20 protein-coding genes are annotated in these 17,943 nt (G+C 64.3%); 13 read left to right on the top strand and 7 right to left on the bottom strand.

All coding sequences use genetic code 11. The annotated features are described in order from the left end of the window. Positions 1 to 4 precede the first annotated feature (4 nt). Positions 5 to 427: an alternative ribosome rescue aminoacyl-tRNA hydrolase ArfB gene (gene arfB, locus LJ754_RS07870; protein WP_227926160.1), complete on the top strand. Its 423-nt coding sequence runs from the start codon at positions 5 to 7 to the stop codon at positions 425 to 427. On the opposite strand, the gene LJ754_RS07865 is transcribed toward arfB, so the two are convergent. Continuing rightward, the gene (locus LJ754_RS07865; RefSeq protein ID WP_227926159.1) at positions 424 to 1,812 is read right to left on the bottom strand and encodes a CoA transferase; all 1,389 of its coding nucleotides are present in this window, start codon (positions 1,810 to 1,812) and stop codon (positions 424 to 426) included. The two genes, arfB and LJ754_RS07865, sit on opposite strands and share 4 nt — an antisense overlap. A gap of 180 nt (positions 1,813 to 1,992) precedes the next feature. On the opposite strand from LJ754_RS07865, the gene LJ754_RS07860 reads away from it, so the two are divergent. From LJ754_RS07860 to LJ754_RS07825, 8 genes are all read left to right on the top strand, one after another. Next, positions 1,993 to 2,358, top strand: coding sequence for a DUF6507 family protein (locus tag LJ754_RS07860; protein ID WP_227926158.1), 366 nt, complete (start codon positions 1,993 to 1,995; stop codon positions 2,356 to 2,358). Further along, positions 2,355 to 4,136: an alpha/beta hydrolase gene (locus LJ754_RS07855; RefSeq protein WP_227926157.1), complete on the top strand. Its 1,782-nt coding sequence runs from the start codon at positions 2,355 to 2,357 to the stop codon at positions 4,134 to 4,136. Before LJ754_RS07860 ends, LJ754_RS07855 begins: the two co-directional genes overlap by 4 nt. A gap of 113 nt (positions 4,137 to 4,249) precedes the next feature. Beyond that, on the top strand, positions 4,250 to 4,705 hold the full coding sequence (locus LJ754_RS07850) for a hypothetical protein (RefSeq protein ID WP_227926156.1): 456 nt from the start codon (positions 4,250 to 4,252) through the stop codon (positions 4,703 to 4,705). A gap of 118 nt (positions 4,706 to 4,823) precedes the next feature. Next, positions 4,824 to 5,276: a hypothetical protein gene (locus LJ754_RS07845; protein WP_227926155.1), complete on the top strand. Its 453-nt coding sequence runs from the start codon at positions 4,824 to 4,826 to the stop codon at positions 5,274 to 5,276. Between the two features lie 115 nt (positions 5,277 to 5,391). Next, positions 5,392 to 5,847, top strand: a complete 456-nt coding sequence (locus LJ754_RS07840) for a hypothetical protein (RefSeq protein WP_227926154.1) — start codon at positions 5,392 to 5,394, stop codon at positions 5,845 to 5,847. 133 nt (positions 5,848 to 5,980) lie between these two features. Continuing rightward, positions 5,981 to 6,436 carry a hypothetical protein gene (locus LJ754_RS07835; protein WP_227926153.1) on the top strand — a complete coding sequence of 152 codons (456 nt, stop codon included), beginning with the start codon at positions 5,981 to 5,983 and terminating at the stop codon, positions 6,434 to 6,436. Positions 6,437 to 6,515: 79 nt separating this feature from the next. Beyond that, the gene (locus LJ754_RS07830) at positions 6,516 to 7,349 is read left to right on the top strand and encodes an SDR family oxidoreductase (RefSeq protein ID WP_227926152.1); all 834 of its coding nucleotides are present in this window, start codon (positions 6,516 to 6,518) and stop codon (positions 7,347 to 7,349) included. A gap of 6 nt (positions 7,350 to 7,355) precedes the next feature. After that, positions 7,356 to 7,913 carry a DUF1697 domain-containing protein gene (locus tag LJ754_RS07825; RefSeq protein WP_227926151.1) on the top strand — a complete coding sequence of 186 codons (558 nt, stop codon included), beginning with the start codon at positions 7,356 to 7,358 and terminating at the stop codon, positions 7,911 to 7,913. 16 nt (positions 7,914 to 7,929) lie between these two features. Here the strand turns inward: LJ754_RS07825 and LJ754_RS17035 are convergent, their stop codons facing one another. Beyond that, complete coding sequence (locus LJ754_RS17035) at positions 7,930 to 8,259, bottom strand: DivIVA domain-containing protein (RefSeq protein ID WP_442860322.1); 330 nt, start codon at positions 8,257 to 8,259, stop codon at positions 7,930 to 7,932. A 335-nt stretch (positions 8,260 to 8,594) separates the two neighbouring features. Here LJ754_RS17035 and LJ754_RS07810 point away from each other — a divergent pair, with 335 nt between their 5' ends. Next, positions 8,595 to 8,975, top strand: coding sequence for a serine/threonine protein phosphatase (locus tag LJ754_RS07810; protein WP_227926150.1), 381 nt, complete (start codon positions 8,595 to 8,597; stop codon positions 8,973 to 8,975). Between the two features lie 11 nt (positions 8,976 to 8,986). Here the strand turns inward: LJ754_RS07810 and LJ754_RS07805 are convergent, their stop codons facing one another. Continuing rightward, entirely contained in the window at positions 8,987 to 10,135 is a 1,149-nt protein-coding gene (locus LJ754_RS07805; RefSeq protein WP_227926149.1) for an epoxide hydrolase family protein, read from the bottom strand. An 80-nt stretch (positions 10,136 to 10,215) separates the two neighbouring features. Here LJ754_RS07805 and LJ754_RS07800 point away from each other — a divergent pair, with 80 nt between their 5' ends. Continuing rightward, positions 10,216 to 10,782: an MOSC domain-containing protein gene (locus LJ754_RS07800; RefSeq protein ID WP_227926148.1), complete on the top strand. Its 567-nt coding sequence runs from the start codon at positions 10,216 to 10,218 to the stop codon at positions 10,780 to 10,782. A 164-nt stretch (positions 10,783 to 10,946) separates the two neighbouring features. Here the strand turns inward: LJ754_RS07800 and nrdF are convergent, their stop codons facing one another. From nrdF to nrdH, 4 genes are all read right to left on the bottom strand, one after another. Then, positions 10,947 to 11,921 carry a class 1b ribonucleoside-diphosphate reductase subunit beta gene (nrdF, locus tag LJ754_RS07795; RefSeq protein ID WP_227911600.1) on the bottom strand — a complete coding sequence of 325 codons (975 nt, stop codon included), beginning with the start codon at positions 11,919 to 11,921 and terminating at the stop codon, positions 10,947 to 10,949. 52 nt (positions 11,922 to 11,973) lie between these two features. Beyond that, positions 11,974 to 14,112 (bottom strand): class 1b ribonucleoside-diphosphate reductase subunit alpha, encoded by a 2,139-nt coding sequence (gene nrdE, locus LJ754_RS07790; protein ID WP_227911635.1) that lies wholly within the window; start codon positions 14,110 to 14,112, stop codon positions 11,974 to 11,976. Further along, positions 14,109 to 14,603: a class Ib ribonucleoside-diphosphate reductase assembly flavoprotein NrdI gene (nrdI, locus tag LJ754_RS07785; protein WP_227911636.1), complete on the bottom strand. Its 495-nt coding sequence runs from the start codon at positions 14,601 to 14,603 to the stop codon at positions 14,109 to 14,111. The genes nrdE and nrdI overlap by 4 nt, the downstream gene beginning before the upstream one ends. A 103-nt stretch (positions 14,604 to 14,706) precedes the next feature. After that, complete coding sequence (nrdH, locus tag LJ754_RS07780; protein WP_146361766.1) at positions 14,707 to 14,952, bottom strand: glutaredoxin-like protein NrdH; 246 nt, start codon at positions 14,950 to 14,952, stop codon at positions 14,707 to 14,709. Positions 14,953 to 15,383: 431 nt separating this feature from the next. Between nrdH and LJ754_RS07775 the strand changes: the two genes are divergently transcribed. Continuing rightward, entirely contained in the window at positions 15,384 to 16,322 is a 939-nt protein-coding gene (locus LJ754_RS07775) for a LysR family transcriptional regulator (RefSeq protein ID WP_227926147.1), read from the top strand. A gap of 40 nt (positions 16,323 to 16,362) precedes the next feature. Then, entirely contained in the window at positions 16,363 to 17,460 is a 1,098-nt protein-coding gene (locus tag LJ754_RS07770) for an FUSC family protein (RefSeq protein WP_227911602.1), read from the top strand. Positions 17,461 to 17,943: the final 483 nt, after the last annotated feature.

Below are 17,943 nucleotides of genomic sequence, written 5' to 3'. Positions count from 1 at the left end.
ATATATGGACCTGGTCGTATCGCCCGCGCTGACGATTCCCGCAGCGGAGCTTAACTGGCGGTTTTCCCGTTCCTCCGGGCCCGGGGGCCAGCACGTTAATACCTCGGACAGCCGCGTTGAGCTGTGGTGGAATGTTGCCGAGTCGGCGGTGCTGACAGAAGAGCAGCGCGGGATGCTGCTCCGGCGCCTGAAGAACCGGCTGGTTGCCGGCGTACTGACCGTGACGGCGTCGGAACAGCGCTCGCAGCTGCGCAACCGCGAGACCGCCCTGGCCAAACTCGCCGCCCTCGTCGCAGACGGTCTGGCACCGCCGCCGCCCACGCGCCGCAAGACCAAGCCCACCCGGGGCTCGAATTACCGGCGCCTGGATGCCAAGAAACAGCGGTCAGCCACCAAGCAGCAGCGGCAGCGCCCGCCGCGGGACTAACGCAACGGCTGGTCCCAGGACAGGTCCGCGCTGCCGTAGGGCGGCGGGACCCAGGGATACTCGAGCTGGACACCGCGGATCAGCAGCGGCGGCGGAACATAGGTCAACTCACCGTATGAGCTGGCTCCGCGGCGCAGGGCCGGTTCGGGCAGCGCCGACGCTTTGGTCCCGGGCGGCGGGCCGGGCAGGCGCAGCAGTTCCTGGGCGGTCCGGGCCAGAGACAGGTGCGCCGCACCGGCAATGCCGCGCGGCCGTCCCGCGACCAGGGCGACGGCGGCGGCGGACATTCCCAGCCCGGTGGCGTAGTCCAGCGCCTGGACCGGCAGCGCGCCGGGCCGCCACGCGCCGTCGTTCCCCGTGCTGCCGTATAGGTGCGCAATGCCGGTGGCCGCCTGCACAATGCTGTCGAAGCCACGCCGCTCCGTCCACGGGCCCCGGCCGCCCCAGGCATCCAGGGAAACTACGGCCAGGTGCGGATAGTCCGTCAGCAGCGAGACCGGGTCCAGGCCCAGCCGGGCCAAAGAGCCGCCGCGGTAGGCGGTGAGCACGACGTCGGCCTCCGCGAGCAGGGCGCGCAGCCGCGGCTGGACGTCCGGGTCGGCGAGGTCGGCCACCGCGCTGCGCTTGGCGAACCCGGTGTCCACGTACTGGTCCTCCAACTCCGGGAGCGCCGGAGGATCCACGCGCAGCACGTCGGCACCGAGGGCGCCCAGGATGCGGCTGCCGGAAGGGCCGGCGATGACCCGGGTCAGATCCAGCACCCGGAGGCCCGACAACAACCCTCCGCCGGCAGGCTTCGGGGCGGATCCGGGACGGGCATCTCGCAACTCCAACCGCAGCCATGGTTCAGCTGCCACGGCCTGGCCGGCCGCGGACGCACCCCATTGCTCCGGCGTCCGCACCGCCGTCGCCAGCCCGCCGCGGGCCGTCACGGCTTCCTCCACCTCCGCCGAGGAACGCTGCCGCACGGCGTCGTCCACCTGTTCCGGCCGCTGCACGTCGAGGGCGGCACGCAGTGCGGCCTCATGGTGGGGATAATTCGCGTGCAGGCGGACCCAGCCGTCGGCGGTCCGCCGGAACCCGGACAGCGGCGCGAACCCCTGTATCGGCTTGTTATTGATCCGTAGATGCGCAAACGAGGCAAACGCCGCCGCGACGCTGTCAGAAGTGAAACCGATGCCGTCCCGGCGCCCGGTGGATTCCGAGTAGGAGGCGACTGCTGTGGCCAGCATCTGCATGGAGCCCAGTGCCAGCCCTTCAACATCCAGTGGCCCTGCCCACCACCAGCGCGGGCCGGTCCAGGGAGCGGTCCCCACGTTTTCGGCCAGCAACGGAGAAAGGCTTTGGACCAAGGGCGGGACGGGAATTTCCACAGAGGCGGCCATACCGGAATTATGCGCGTGGGAGCTGATTGCCGCCAGCAGTAGATATCCCGCGGGTATGGATCTCCATGGCTCGAATAATGCGGCCTCTTGCCATCAGGGCGGTATATCCCTATTCTCACTGAGTGTGCCGGAGGTAATCATTGCGGCCCGCTTTTAACGTTTAGTTCTGTGGGGGACAGAATGAGTGACGCAATTGAATATGACATAGATGTTGCGGGCGTCCGCGGCACGCTCCGCGTGGTGCAGGGCCAGTTGGCGGATATCTCCGTTGCGGATATTCGTGCACCTGCTAACGCGGTGGAAAATAGTCTTGGTGCCAGCAAGACCCTGTCAGCCTTCACCCGGTATGCCGATGAAGTATTGGTTGGAGACTCCGAGGCAACTATGACGCGAATTCGCAACGCCGTCGGTGGTGTGGACGCTGCGATGGCCGAATACGTCTCAGCCGACAACACCATGACTGATCAGGCCCGGCGGGCAGTCGTGGGCCTGCCGATGCGGGGCGCGGTTCAGCATGCCAAGCCGGGACGGTTGGTTGCACAATGATTCTTGACGTGGATTTGAGCGGCACCGAGGGCCTTCCCGATCCGGAGGCTGTGATGGCCGCAGCATCTGGATTGGCCGGCGCCGGGGACACCTTTGCCGCCGGAGTGGAGGATATCCATGGCGGCTGGTCCGGAGGCATGGCCCAGTATTACAAAGCGCCTGAACAGGAACAGGTCTGCACCCTGTTGGGGCACCCGAAAGACACGGCCAAAGCGCTGCGGGACAGCACGGCGTCGGCGGCCCAGGCACTCAAGTCCTTCGCCGAAGGTGCCCTGGATATCGTTGCCCGGAGGGCCGCGCTGGTTGCTGAGTTGGAGAGCTACGGACAAATCGGCGGGCCGGCGTTCGACCCGACCACCGACCGGCCGGTATTCCAGCACCGGGCCAATGTCCTGGCAGACGATTACAGGGCACTCGATGACCGCTGCGTCAACGCGCTCAACGCCCTTCACCGAAACACCACAAGCACCTTCGCCTCCTACGGCCCACCGGATCCTGCTGCCGCGGTTAACGCAGCGACCGCTGTTTACAACACGCTGACCCAAGGCAGAAGCACTGACCCCCAGCGGGATCTGACCCGGCTCTTGCGCAGCATGGACCTCATGACGCCCGAAGAGATTGCCGCTTTCAAAGCAGACAACCCACGCTGGGCACTGGTCGCCGCCCCGGTGGGCCTGGACCCGGCCGCGAATAAGGACCTGTGGGCGTCCCTCAGGCACCCGGAAATTGTGATCGCCGCTTTACCCCTGTTGGCGGGCAATCTGGAGGGCATCCCCTATTCGGACAGGGCTAAAGGCAACCAGTTGGCATTGCAGGCAGCTGCCGCGCAAGACGGCCTGACGCCGGAGCAGGAAAACACGTTTAAGAACATCGCTGAGTCACTCGGCGTATCGCAGCCTAAAACCAACGGCCAGCGCTACCTTCTCGCGTTTGACCCATCGGCCATACCGCCGCTGGCAATGGTTGCCATCGGCAACGTGGATGAGGCCGATTATGTGACCGTGAATGTTCCCGGCATGGACGCCACCACAGAGCGGATGACGGACTGGACCAACGCTGCCCAGAGCATTTATGACGCGCAGAACGATTTGGATCCTGGGTCAAGCCACGCAGTTATTGCGTGGATGAACTACACCACCCCGGACCTCTTTCCTTCTTCCGCGGAGGTCCTGCAGTCAGACCTGGCGAGGTCCGGCGGGGAACGCCTTGCTGCCAACCTAACCGGTATCCATACCGTTCTGGGTGACAATGCCTTCCTAACCGTCGCCGCACACTCCTATGGCACGCCAACAACCGGTGACGGACTTGCAAAAATCGACTTCCAAGTGGACGCGGTGGTTCTCTACGGTTCTGCGGGCATGGACACTGACGTCACCCGTGATGCCACCAGAATGCAGGTGGCGCACGATCAGAACGGAAACCCGCAAGTCTTTGCCACGCAGGCGCGCGGAGACTACGTCGCTGGCGGGGGCATCTTGGGCAGCCAGTTGACGGGCGACGGCCGGCTCGGTGCGACCAATCCGCTCTTTGGCGCGAAGGTCTTCAGTGCCGACGGCAACGAGCTGCTGGCGCCCACCGACGAGCACAGTGCTTACACCGGGCGGGATAACCGGCAAGACAGCCAAGGATATCTCGACAAGGGTACGCAGGCCCTCGATAGCCTTGCCAGGATTTCCCTGGGGCTAGGCGAGCAGGTAGACGTGATAGACCCAATGCCCCTCGAACCGCTTGAACATCACAAGTTAACGCATCCGCAGCTGTACGGGCCCCGTCTGTGAGAATTGCTGAAAGGTCCAACTTGAGCCGCCATTTCCGCACTGCCGCGGCATCCGCCTTAGTGGCCATCCTTATGGCGCTGTCAGCCTGTGCCGCTACTCCCAAGGAGCAACCAATGATTTCTACCCCGACCGGTGGTCCGGCACCCCAGACCGCTCCCTTGGATCTCCTCCGCCAGATGCTCGGGCTCACGGACGAGCTTGCCCGGTTCCACGGCGGCCAGTGGACCCACGAGAACGGCGTGGTTTTTGACCCCGCCAGCACCGCCGGGTACCGGGGCGTACTGTCCTGCGGCGACGACAGCAGCAGGCATTTTACTGTCCACATCTTCGGCCCGGGAGTATCCGACCCGGAGGCGGCCACCAGGGCAGCAGCCGAGCACTTTGCTGATCAAGGCTTCAGCGAGGCGAATAATTTCGAGAGCACTGCCAAAGACAACCGTTACTTCGTCCAGACCCTTACCCGCCCGGACGGCACGTCGGTGATCTATCATCCGGGCACCAAACACAGCTCCATAGACGTCGAGAGTGCCTGCTCCAGCCATCCCGGTATGGCAGAACGCACACCCTGATCCGATGCTGCGAAGGGTCCCTCATGCGCACTTAACCGCTCGGTGCGGGCTGTTAGTTCTGTGCCTTTCGCTGCCGGCTCTTTCAGCATGTGCCGTGACCACACCCCAGGAAAAACCAATGATTTCCACTCCGTCCGGCGGTCCGGCACCCCAGGCCGCTCCCATGGATCTGCTCAACCAGATGCTTGGCCTCACTGATGAGCTTGCCCGACTCCACGGCGGCCAGTGGACCTACGGGAACGATACGCTCTTCGACCCTACCGACACGTCCGGGTTCCGGGGCATGATGTCCTGCGGCGACAACAGCCGCCGGTTCAGCGTCCTGATCTTCGGCCCCGGCGTATCCAGCCCGGAGGACGCAACGACGGCGGCGGCGGAGCACTTTGCAGAGCAAGGCTTTACCGAGACCAACAAGTTCGAGAGCTCAGCCAAGGGCAACCGGTACCTGATGCAGACCCTCACCGATAGCGAGGGCAACTCCGTGGTGTACCAGGCAGGCACCAAACGTAGTTCCATAGACGTGCACAGTGCCTGCTCCAGCCATCCCGGCATGGCAGAAACCATCCCCTGATCCGATGCTGCGAAGGGTCCCCCATGCTCGCCTCACCGCTCGGTGCGGACTTTTAGTCCTGTGCCTATCGGTGCCGACTCTGTCGGCCTGTGCCGCTACTCCTCAGGAGAAACCGATGATTTCCACTCCGGCCGACGGTCCGGCACCCCAGACCGCTCCCCTGGATCTCCTCAACCAGATGCTTGGTTTCACAGACGAGCTGGCTAGGCTCCAAGGCGGCCAATGGACCTACGAGAACGGCGTGGTTTTTGACCCTGCCCGCACCACCGGCTATCGGGGCACGCTCTCCTGCGGTGAGGACAGCAGCCGCCGGTTCAGCGTTCACATCTTCGGTCCCGGCGTCCCCAGCCCGGAGGACGCCACGACGGACGCGGCGGAAAACTTTGCAGAGCAAGGGTTCGTCGAGACAAACAAATTCGATGATCAGATCGACGAAGACCATTACGTGATCCAGACGCTTACCCACCAGGACGGTACATCAGTGGTCTATAACGCCGGCACGGACAAGAGTTCCATCAATGTGCGCAGTGCCTGTTCAAGCCATCCCGGCATGGCAGAACGAACGCCCTGACATGCTGATGCTGAGGGCCCGCAGGACCGGCAGGTTCTTGGGGGCATGCGCCGCTGTTCTGTCCGGACTGCTGCTGGCCGGGTGCATCACAGCCACGGAAGGAAGCAACGTCGATACTCCCCAGGAGAAACCGATGATTTCCACTCCGTCCGGTGGTCCTGCACCCCGGACCGCTCCCCTGGATCTCCTCAACCAGATGCTCGGCCTCACGGACGAGCTTGCCCGGCTCCAAGGCGGCGATTGGACCTACGAGAACGGCGTGGTTTTTGACCCTGCCCGCACCACCGGCTACCGGGGCACGCTCTCCTGCGGCGAGGACAGCAGCCGCCGATTCAGCGTCCTCATCTTCGGCCCAGGCGTCACCACCCCCGAGGACGCCACGACGGCTGCTGCGGAGCACTTCGCAGCGCAAGGTTTCACCGAGACCAACAAGTTCGAGAGCTCAGCCAAGGGCAACCGGTATCTGATGCAGACCCTCTCCGATGGCGAGGGCAACTCCGTGGTGTATCAGGCGGGCACCAAACACAGCTCTATAGACGTCGAGAGTGCGTGCTCCAGCCATCCCGGCATGGCAGAACGCACGCCCTAGGGGTGCGGACGGACAGGGTCTACGCTAGGCAACGGGGGATCCCGCCCTCATCAGCAGCGGTTGCAGGCAGAGGAGCATCATGGCAGCGGACGTACTGGTAGTCATCGGCATGGGCGGCATGGGACAGGCCATCCTGCGGCGGATCGGCGCCGGAAAGAAGGTGCTGCTGGCCGACTTCAACGAGGACCTGCTCGAAAGCGTGATGATCAGCGCCGTCGGCGACGGGTACGACGTCGTGTCCGCCCAGGTGGATGTCTCGTCCCGCGAGTCGGTCCAGGCATTGGCCGCCACCGCCCGGGAGCTGGGCAGCGTCACCGGTGTGGTGCACACCGCCGGCCTTTCCCCGGTCCAGGCGCCGGTCGAGGCCATCTGGAAGGTGGACCTGTTCGGGGTGGCCGTGGTGCTGGAGGAATTCGAAAAAGTCATAGCCCCGGGCGGGGCCGGCGTCGTTATCGCCAGCATGGCCGCCTTCCTGGGCGGCGGCGGCATTCCCGCCGATGTGCTGGCCAGCCTGGCCGCCGTACCGGCCGATGACCTCCTGCTGATTCCCTACGTGGCCGGGATCGACCATCCCGGAGCCGCCTACAGTGTGGCCAAGCGCGCCAACCAGGTCCGGGTGCAGTCAGCCAGCCTGCGCTGGGGTGCCCGCGGCGCCCGGGTCAACAGCATCAGCCCCGGGGTGATTTCCACGCCCATGGGCCAGCAGGAACTGGCCGGGGAATCCGGCACGCAGATGCGGGCGATGATTGAGGGTTCGGGCACCAAGCGGGTGGGCACACCGGCGGACATCGCCAACGCCGCCGCGTTCCTGCTGGGCAGCGACTCCAGTTTCATCACCGGCACGGACCTGCTGGTCGACGGCGGCGTGGTGGCCGCCGTCGACACCCGTACCCGCAGCCGCGTGGCGGGCTGACGGGCCGTGGAGCCGTACTTGGTCCTGCTGCGCGGCATCAACGTGGGCGGCCGCAACAAGGTGCCCATGAAGGCACTGCGTGAGCATCTGACGGACCGGGGATACCAGGACGTCTCCACGTACATTGCCAGCGGGAACGTCCTGCTGCGCTCCGACGCTCCCCCGGAGACCATCGGCCCGGAGATGGAAGCCGTCCTCGTGGAGAATTTCGACCTCGACGATGAGCTGGTCCGGGTCCTGGTCCTGAGCCGCGCCCAGCTGCAGGACGTCATCGAGCAGAGACCGGAAAGCTTCGGGGAGCAGCCGGACACGTACCACTCCGACGCGATCTTCCTCATGGGCATCGACGCGGAAACGGCCCTGCCGGTGTTCCGCCCCCGGGAGGGCGTGGACACGGTGTGGCCGGGCCAGGGTGTCATCTACTCGCAGCGGCTCAGTGCCGAGCGCACCAAGAGCCGGCTAAGCGCCATCATGGCCTCCCCGTTGTACAAGTCCATGACCATCCGCAGCTGGAGCACCACCATGAACCTCTGGGACCGCTTCCCGGGCCGGGAGGAGCCCTAGCCCGCGTGTCCCGCGCCTATCCCGCCTGCCGCAGACGCACCACCAGCTTGTCCAGGAAGTCGTCCACCTCGTTCTGTGAATAGCCCTCGCGGAACTGCGTTGGGGCGAACTTCTGATTCACCACCTGCTCCGGAGTCAGCAGCGGTCCGGCAATCCCGGCAGGTCCGGCCTGCGAAAGCTGAAGGGGGTCGCCTTCAAGCCGCCTGAGTTCCTGGACGGCCCGGTCCAGGAACGCATCCACCTGGGTCTGGTCATACCCGGCCCGGAATTTTGTGGGCTGGAACCGTTTGAGCACAACGTCTTCGGCGGTGAGGACGGAATTCTCCGTTGAGACCGTTTTGAGCATTACCGGGGCACCGTTTGGTCCAGGTGCGGGAATCGTTCCGGACACACCAATTCCGCCGGGTGTCCCGGTTTTCCCGGGTGCGCCGGGTCGCGTGCCTTTCGACTTGAATACCCTTGTCAGCACAAAAATCAGCAGTGCGGCAATCAGTGCTCCGCCGATAACCAGCAATCCGCCGTTGTCATTGTTGTTTTCGGCCAACGCGGACATATTTTCAAAAGGCATGCGGCTCCGGCTTTCACTAGGGTATTTATCCGCCGCCATCGTAATGCCTGCAGGAATCCTTTCACGGATGGGACACAGGCCCCGGCGACGGATTCGGTTGTAGGCTTCCTGCCATGACCGGCCCCTTGCCTCCCGAGAACACCTTTGACCACCGCCGCTCGCACGACGGCGAGCACGTTGGATACATCCATCTGGCCGACGACGGCGGCTTCGTCCCGTTCGACCTGCTGCACCGCCAGTGCGGGGAAGCCATGGAACTGGACGAGGCAGAGAATTTGCTGGATGAACTGGGCCTGCGGATGTTCACGGAGGACTGGTGGCTCGACGTCGACGGCGGCCGGATGCCCGTCCTCATCCAGGAAGTGCGGCGCGGCTCGGTGCAGGTGGCCCCAACCACGGAAGGAGCCATTGCGAAGTCAGCGGACCTGCTGAGGTCCGTTGACCTCCCGCTGCCCACGGACCGGCTGCACACAACGGAGTTTCCCGGCCAGTAGCCCGGCGGGCGCTACATCAGGCTGAACCCGTGCCGCAGCTCCTCCACGTAAAGGGCAGGCACTTCGAGCATGGGGAAATGCCCGCCGTGTCCGGCCACCCGGTAAGACCGCAGGTCGGTGAAACGGTGTGCCACCCAGGGGCGCGGTATTTTTTCGATGTCGGCAGGGAAAACCGTCACGGCAGAGGGGACGTTGACCGGCCCTGAATCGTCCGGAGGAAAATTCTCCCAATAGAACCTGGCCGAGGACCCCGCCGTTGCCGATAACCAATAAAAGCTGACGGTATCCAGCATCCGGTTCCGGCTGATGGCGGTTGCCGGGTCGCCGCCGTGATCCGTCCAGGCCCAGAATTTGTCGAGCAGCCAGGCCAGCTGTCCCACCGGGGAGTCGGTCAGTGCGTAAGCCAAGGCCTGCGGGCGGGTGGATTGCTGGAGGGAGTAGCCGCTGCCGGTACGGCGGAACTCCCGCAGTTCGGCCACCCACTGCCGTTCCAGCGGACTGAGCCGTCCGTAGCCATCCGGTTCCGGCGGGTCCACCACATAGGGGGTAAAAGTGTGCAGCCCGGCAACCAGGTCCGGATAACGCCGGCCCAGCGAGGCGGTTACCCGGCCGCCCCAGTCTCCCCCGGCAGCCAGGAACCGGACATAACCCAGGCGGCTCATCAGTTCCACCCAGGCATCTGCTGTCCGGTCAACGTTCCACCCCGAAGACGCTGGCTTGCCGCCGAAACCATAGCCGGGCAGCGACGGCGCCACGACGTGGAACGCCGGCATGGCCGGGTCCGGCGGGTTTGCCAGTACATCCATCACCTCCAGCGGCTCAACCAGTGATCCGGGCCATCCGTGCGTGAGCACCAGCGGACGGGCGTCGGGACGGGACGAGCGTATGTGCAGAAAGTGGATGTCCAATCCGCCGACGGCGGCCAGTGACTGCCCGTGAGCGTTGAGCCGGTCCTCCAGTTGCCGCCAGTCGTGGTCCGGCCACGCCGACGCCAGCGCACGGACGTAGTCCAGCGGCGGTCCTTGCGGCCAGCCGGTGTGCCCGACGGACTTACCCGCTGCCTCCGGCTCCGGCCACCGTGTACGCCCCAACCTGTCCCGAAGGTCCGCCAGGGCTTCATCGGGCACCTGGAGTTTAAAGGCGCGCACCGCATCGGACATTGCTTTCTCCCTCGGCTGACCGGTCTCCGGAGGCACAGCTTAGTACCAAGGCTGTGTCCGCGGCGGGTTAGCGTGGAGGCATGACCTACGAGTACGACGTCGAGATCCTGCACCTGCTGGTCTCCGGCAGCCACGCCTACTTCGGCCGCGCCAAGGACGGGCCCGCCGACGTCGCCACCGCCGACGCCGGGCAAGTGGAAGTGGTGGCCGGGAAGGGAATCGTGGGAGACCGGTTTTTCGGCAAGGCCGCCCACATGGATGCCGCTGTGACGCTCTTCGCCGCCGAGTCGCTGGAGGCCATCGCTGCGGACCTCGGGGCCGGGCCCTTCGATCCGCTGCTGACACGGCGCAACGTGGTGCTGCGCGGTGCGGAGCTGGTGCCCCTCATCGGCCAGGATTTCACTCTTCAGACCGCCGGCGGCAGCGTGGAGTTCCACGGAGGCCGGCACGCCCACCCCTGCGCCTGGATGGACACCGTCCTGGCGCCCGGGGCGCACAAGGCCATGCGCGGCCGCGGCGGCCTGCGCTGCCGGCCCCTGACCAGCGGCGTACTGCAGCGCGGACCGGCGGTGCTGATCAGTCCGGTCCCGCTGGATCCAGCCCGGGCCGGGCAGCCCACGCTGCTGCGCCCCGGCCGCCTCCCCTGATCCCCCCTGCATGGGCAGTTCTCCCCAGGGATTCGGAACGAGGCATCCACTGTCGTCCATACGCAATCGGTGCGGTGCAGGAGCGGGAAACGGCCGTTAAACCAAAGCCGCCGCAACGGACCGTGTAGGTCCGCCGCGGCGGCAGTGCTGGTTCAGCTAAGGAACTAGAAGTCCCAGTCGTCGTCTTCCGTGTTCACGGCCTTGCCGATCACGTAGGAGGAACCGGACCCGGAGAAGAAGTCGTGGTTCTCGTCCGCATTCGGGGACAGGGCCGAGAGGATGGCCGGGTTCACGTCCGTCAGGGTGGACGGGAACATGGCTTCGTAGCCCAGGTTCATCAGCGCCTTGTTGGCGTTGTAGTGCAGGAACTTCTTGACGTCCTCGGCCAGGCCGACGCCGTCGTACAGGTCGTGCGTGTACTGGACTTCGTTTTCGTACAGCTCAAAGAGCAGCTCGTACGTGTAGTCCTTCAGCTCCTGGCGGCGTTCCTCCGGCAGGGTCTCCAGTCCGCGCTGGAACTTGTAGCCGATGTAGTAGCCGTGCACTGCCTCATCGCGGATGATCAGGCGGATGAGGTCGGCCGTGTTTGTCAGCTTGGCCCGGGAGGACCAGTACATCGGCAGGTAGAAGCCGGAGTAGAACAGGAAGGACTCCAGCAGGGTGGAGGCGATCTTGCGCTTCAGGGGATCATCGCCGCGGTAGTACTGGGTGACAATCTGCGCCTTCCGCTGCAGGTTCTCGTTCTCCGTGGACCAGCGGAACGCCTCGTCAATCTCCTTGGTGGAAGCCAGGGTGGAGAAAATCGAGGAGTAGCTCTTGGCGTGCACGGACTCCATGAACGCAATGTTCGTGTAGACCGCTTCCTCGTGCGGGGTTAGCGCATCGGGGATCAGCGAGACGGCACCAACGGTGGCCTGCATGGTGTCCAGCAGGGTCAGGCCCGTGAAAACGCGCATGGTCAGCTGCTGCTCTTCGGGTGTGAGCGTGGCCCAGGACTGGACGTCGTTGGACAGCGGCACCTTCTCCGGCAGCCAGAAGTTGTTGACCAGGCGGTTCCAGACTTCTACGTCCTTTTCGTCCTGGATGCGGTTCCAGTTGATCGCCTGCACGTGGTCGATCAGCTTCAGCTTCTCGGTCATGAATTAATCCTTGTCTTCAAAGTTCCGGGGAGGGTGTGCAGCGGGCAGAGCCTTACAGCATGCAGGAAACGCAGCCCTCAACCTCGGTGCCTTCCAGCGCGAGCTGGCGCAGGCGGATGTAGTAGATGGTCTTGATGCCCTTGCGCCAGGCGTAGATCTGCGCCTTGTTGATGTCACGGGTGGTGGCAGTGTCCTTGAAGAACAGCGTCAGGGACAGGCCCTGGTCCACGTGCTGCGTGGCAGCGGCGTAGGTGTCGATGATCTTCTCGTAGCCGATTTCGTACGCATCCTGGTAGTACTCCAGGTTGTCGTTGGTCAGGTACGGAGCCGGGTAGTAGACGCGCCCGAGCTTGCCTTCCTTGCGGATCTCAATCTTCGCGGCCACCGGGTGGATCGAGGAGGTGGAGTTGTTGATGTAGGAGATCGAGCCGGTGGGCGGGACAGCCTGCAGGTTCTGGTTGTAGATGCCGTGCTCCATCACCGACGCCTTCAGCGCCGCCCAGTCGGCCTGGGTGGGGATGTGCACGTTCGCAAACAGTTCACGTACACGCTCGGTCTGCGGCAGCCATTCCTGGTTGACGTATTTGTCGAAGTACTCCCCCGAGGCGTACTTGGAACGCTCGAAGCCGGCGAACTTGCGGCCGGTTTCAATGGCCAGCAGGTTCGACGCCCGCACGGCGTGGTAAACCACCGTGTAGAAGTAGATGTTCGTGAAGTCGATGCCCTCTTCAGAGCCGTAGTGGACCCGTTCGCGCGCCAGGTAGCCGTGCAGGTTCATCTGGCCCAGGCCGATGGCGTGCGACTGGTCATTGCCCTTGGCGATGGACGGCACGGAACCGATGTGGCTCATGTCCGATACAGCGGTCAGGGCGCGGATGGACGTTTCGATGGTCCGGCCGAAGTCGGGGGAATCCATGGTCTTGGCAATGTTCAGCGAGCCGAGGTTGCAGGAAATGTCCTTGCCGGTCTCGTCATAGGAGAGGTCATCGTTATACGTGGTGGGCTGGGAGACCTGGAGGATCTCGGAGCACAGGTTGGACATGATGATCTTGCCGTCGATCGGGTTGGCCCGGTTCACCGTGTCTTCGAACATGATGTACGGGTAGCCGGACTCGAACTGGATCTCGGCGAGGGTCTGGAAGAACTCGCGGGCACGGATCTTGGTCTTCTTGATCCGGGCGTCGTCCACCATCTCGTAGTACTTCTCGGTGACCGAGATGTCGGAGAAGGGCATGCCGTAAACCTTCTCGACGTCGTACGGGGAGAACAGGTACATGTCCTCGTCGCGCTTGGCCAGGTCGAAGGTGATGTCCGGAACCACGACGCCGAGCGAGAGGGTCTTGATGCGGATCTTCTCGTCCGCGTTTTCACGCTTGGTGTCCAGGAACTTGTTGATGTCCGGGTGGTGGGCGTGCAGGTACACGGCGCCGGCGCCCTGGCGGGCACCGAGCTGGTTCGCGTAGGAGAAGCTGTCTTCGAGGAGCTTCATTACGGGGATGACGCCGGAGGACTGGTTCTCGATCTGCTTGATCGGCGCGCCGACCTCGCGGATGTTGGTCAGTGCGAAGGCTACGCCGCCGCCGCGCTTGGAGAGCTGGAGTGCGGAGTTGATGGACCGGCCGATCGACTCCATGTTGTCTTCGATGCGCAGCAGGAAGCAGGAGACCAGCTCGCCGCGCTGGGCCTTGCCGGCGTTGAGGAAGGTGGGGGTGGCCGGCTGGAAGCGGCCCTCGATGATTTCATCCACCATCTGGATGGCCAGCTGCTCGTCGCCGCGGGCCAGGTGCAGGGCAACCATGCACACGCGGTCTTCGTAGCGCTCCAGGTACCGCTTGCCGTCGAAGGTCTTCAGCGTGTACGAGGTGTAGAACTTGAAGGCGCCAAGGAAGGTCTCGAAGCGGAACTTCTTCTTGTAGGCCCGCTGGTACAGGTCCTTGATGAAGTTCATGGAGTACTGGTCGAGGGTTTCCCGCTCGTAGTAGTCGTTCTTCACCAGGTATTCGAGCTTCTCTTCCAGGTCATGGAAGAACACCGTGTTGTTGTTAACGTGTTCAAGGAAGTACTGGCGCGCAGCAGCGCGGTCGGCGTCGAACTGGATCTCGCCGTTCTTGCCGTACAGGTTCAGCATGGCGTTGAGCTCGTGATAGCCCAACCCCTTATAAGCCTCCGGGAGCTCCTTGGAGTCCGTCATGCCGGCTTCTGCGACTGATGTGTCCAAAACTTTTCCAATCCTTCGTTAACCTTGGCAACGTCCTCGGACGTGCCCATGAGTTCAAATCGATACAGCACAGGGACCTTGCACTTCACGGCGATGATGTCCGCCGCGAGGCAGTAGGAGTCCCCGAAGTTGGTGTTGCCGGCCCCGATCACGCCCCGAATCAGGGACCGGTTGTCTTCGTTGTTCAAGAACTTGATGACCTGTTTGGGAACCGCACCCTTTGCCGCGGCCCCGGGCTGGGCTGCGGTTCCTCCGTAAGTGGGGAGCAGCAGCACATAGGGACGGCGGGCCAGCAGGGTGGGCTGGCCGGTGTGGAGCGGGAGCTGGGCCGCAGGGATCCCGAGCTTTTGCACAAAGCGGCGGGTGTACCCGGAAGCCGAAGAGAAATAGATCAGGGACGCATCCGTTTCCGGTTGCCTCTCCCCTGCGGATGCCGATGCCGGATAGCCGGCCTGGTCTGCCATCCCCAGTGTCATGGTTGCTGCGCTCCTGACGGTTCTGCGCGGGTGGTGCGTGGCCGGAAGCGGTGCGCGAAAACCGCACCCCTGTCCTGCCCGGGGGGCAGTCCTAGGCGACGGAGGAAACCTGCGCCTGGGCCAGCTCTTCGATCTTGTCGGGCCGGAAGCCGGACCAGGAGTCCTGCTCGGTGACGACAACGGGTGCCTGCATGTAGCCCATGGCACGGACGCGCTCGAGGGCCTCGGGGTCCTGCGACATGTCCACGCTCTGGTACACAATGCCTTTCTTGTCCAAGGCACGGTAAGTGGCGTTGCACTGTACGCAGGCGGGCTTGGTGTAAACCGTAACGGTCATGGCGTGGTCTCCCCTAGTGAAGCGTGAAGTCTGTTTACTGAAGCGTGTTTGCAGGCTCTGCGAAAGCTTGCTGTGAAGCTGTGTTGAAGCTTTGGTGAAGCTCGAAGTCTGTTCCTAGATACTACATCCAGTCACATGCCCAGACACTACATCTAGTGCGCCCCCTGAGGCGGAACCCCTACATGATGTATTACAAGTATGTCATTACGGAGGGTCTCCGTCCACAGTTTTTGCACAGGGAACAGCGCAGTAATTCCGGGGATTTCCGCGCCCGGGAGCCGGTTCTCCACAGCCTGTGCAGAACCTGCCCGGGCGTGTGACGAGACAGGCAAGATTCATGCGTGTCGCGTACCGTGGGCGTGTCGGGCCTAGTACCCCCGGACACTAGATATTGTGGTCGACGCCCCCGGGCTGAGAAGGAGGACGCTGAGATGGTGAATCCGGTCCATTTAAAGACCCTGCTGGAGGTCATCCGCACCGGGTCCTTCGCTGCCGCCGCACTGCGGCTGGGATACACGGCATCTGCGGTATCGCAGCAGATGTCCGCTCTCGAAAAGGACACCGGCGCACTGCTCTTCGAGCGTTCGGCGCGGACCGCCTCCCCCACGGAAGCCGCCGTCGTTATGGCCCGCCATGCCGTGAAGGTGCTGACGGACATGGACGCCCTCATTGCCGCCGCGGCACGGACCGGCAGCACCCGGGGGCACGAACTGCGCTTGGGTATCTTCCCCAGCCTGGCCACGTTCGCCCTGCCCGAGATGATGGCCTCGCCCGAATGGCAGAACCTGGGCATCGACCTGAAACTGTCCGTGGCGGAACCCGCACAGACCATCCAGGGGCTGCGCAGCGGCGGGGACCTCGACGTCGCGCTGGTTTACCAGGTGGGCCAGGGCGGGCTGGCCTGGCCCTCCACCGTCAGCCGGCGCTGGCTGGGCGACGACGACTTCCGGGTGGTGCTGCCCGAATCCTGGGGCATCCGCAGCGGTTCGGAGGTCACCGCGGAGCAGCTGGCCGGCATGCCGTGGATCATGCACCACCCGGGCACCCCGGATGCGCTGGTGATCGAGCGGCTCTTTGCCAGCTGCAGCCTGCACCCGCAGGTGGCGGCCTGGTGCGATGACTTCAACGCGAGCCTGGCCATGGCCGCCGCGGGCCTGGGCGCGGCGCTGGTGCCGGAGCTGGCCATGCTGAACCGGCCGGCCGGCACGGTGGTGCTGGACGTTCCCGAAATCCGCCTTGCACGCAGCATCTTCGCGCTGCTGATCCACGAGCAGAACGTCCAGGTCCGGCTTTTCCTGGACCGGCTGGCGGACATACTGGGCCGGCGGAGCATTGTGCCGATGCCCACATCCGGGCCGCAGCAGGCCTGAAAAATCGTCGTCCGGGCCGTGCCCGCGCAATACTGGCGGAATGACCACCGGTGAAAAAATCCTCCCCAAACGGTCACTGACTGCCGTTACCAACCGTGTGACCGGAGTCCTGCGCTACACCCGCTTCCAGCTTGCCTTCAAGGCGACGCTCGCTGTCGGCATTGCCTGGACTATTGCCCCCCACGTCCCAGGGGTAGCTTCGCAGTACCCGTACTACGCGCCCCTCGGCGCCATCATCAGCATGTACCCCACCGTGTCCGGGTCATTCCGCACCGGCATGGAGACGCTGGCGGGTCTGGTGACCGGAATGCTCCTGGCACTCGGAGCCCTATTGATCGGCACACCGAACGTGTGGACCATCTCCGTGATTGTCGGCATCGGCGTGCTCCTTGGCGGATTGTCGTTCCTCGGTGCCTCCGGGCGCGAATACGTGCCGATGGCCGCACTGTTTGTCCTGGTCCTGGGCGGTGATGATCCCGACGGGTACTCCTTCGGCTACGGCGTGCAGATGCTGGTGGGGGTGGTGGTTGGACTGGCGGTCAACGCCCTGATTTTCCCGCCGCTGCACCTGAACGGCGCCGTTAACGGGCTGGTGACCCTAAGAAAATCGCTGGCGCGCCAGCTTCGGGACATGGGCCGGGCGCTGGAGGAGACCTGGCCGCCCGAACATGATGACTGGGCGCAGCGGGAAAACGAGCTCGATGCCCTGACCCGGGAGGTCCGTGAGGCCGTGGAGCTCGCCGACAACAGCAGGCACGGGAATATCCGCCGCCGCAAATACCGGCGTGACATCAGCGCTGACTACCGTGCCCTGCGGGCCATGGAACGTGCCACCAGGCATGTGAAGGACATGACCGAAGTGCTCACCGACGCCATCTGGCGCAACCCGGAGCATGTCGCCGTCCCTGCATCCCTGATCGCTCCTTTGGCCGACGCCGTGAATGCGTGCGGCGAGGCGGTGGAGGTCTGGGATCCGCAGAGCGAGGAGCACTCGGCGGCAACGGAGGCTCTGGTGGACCTGGTACGCCTGGTCAACACCACTGCCTCAGCCGATAGCCCCGTGGACTCGACAGCGGCGCTGGCCATGGACCTGCGCCGCATCCTGCGGATCATCACCGCGGAGACGGACGACGCCTGACTTGCCCGAACGGGGCAGGGACAGCACGCATTGCGTCCATGAGCCGAAACAGATCCTCGTACAGGCCCCGGTTCGGGCTAGCGCACTGCGCCCGGGCAAACGCACACTCGAAGAGACGCACCGCGCCCCATAGATTTCCTTCGTGATCGCGGAGGACTGTAAAGCAAGCGGGAACCACGTGGTGTTATTCCCGCATCCATCTTTTAACGGCCCCGCGAGCCCGGGCCAAACCCTCAGAGGCGGAGTCCTGGAGTCCGCAGCGCTGGTCCTGCCAACGCGGCACGAACGAAAACACCAACAGGCTCCTACGACGACGCCGATATGCTCGTCGAACTCGGCTAACAACCCCGCCACCCCGTGCAGGCGGACGGGCAAACCTTCTCTGCTGCCCTTCATGTGTCTGGGACTGCGGTCGTGTTGTAAGCGCCCAGATTGGCCGGATGAACAGGGGAACCGCGCTGCGGGCCGTGCGTCCTCTTTTGC

It is taken from the genome of Arthrobacter sp. zg-Y40, assembly GCF_020731535.1.
Lineage (GTDB): Bacteria > Actinomycetota > Actinomycetes > Actinomycetales > Micrococcaceae > Arthrobacter_B.
This window is presented reverse-complemented; position numbering and strand designations above follow the sequence as displayed.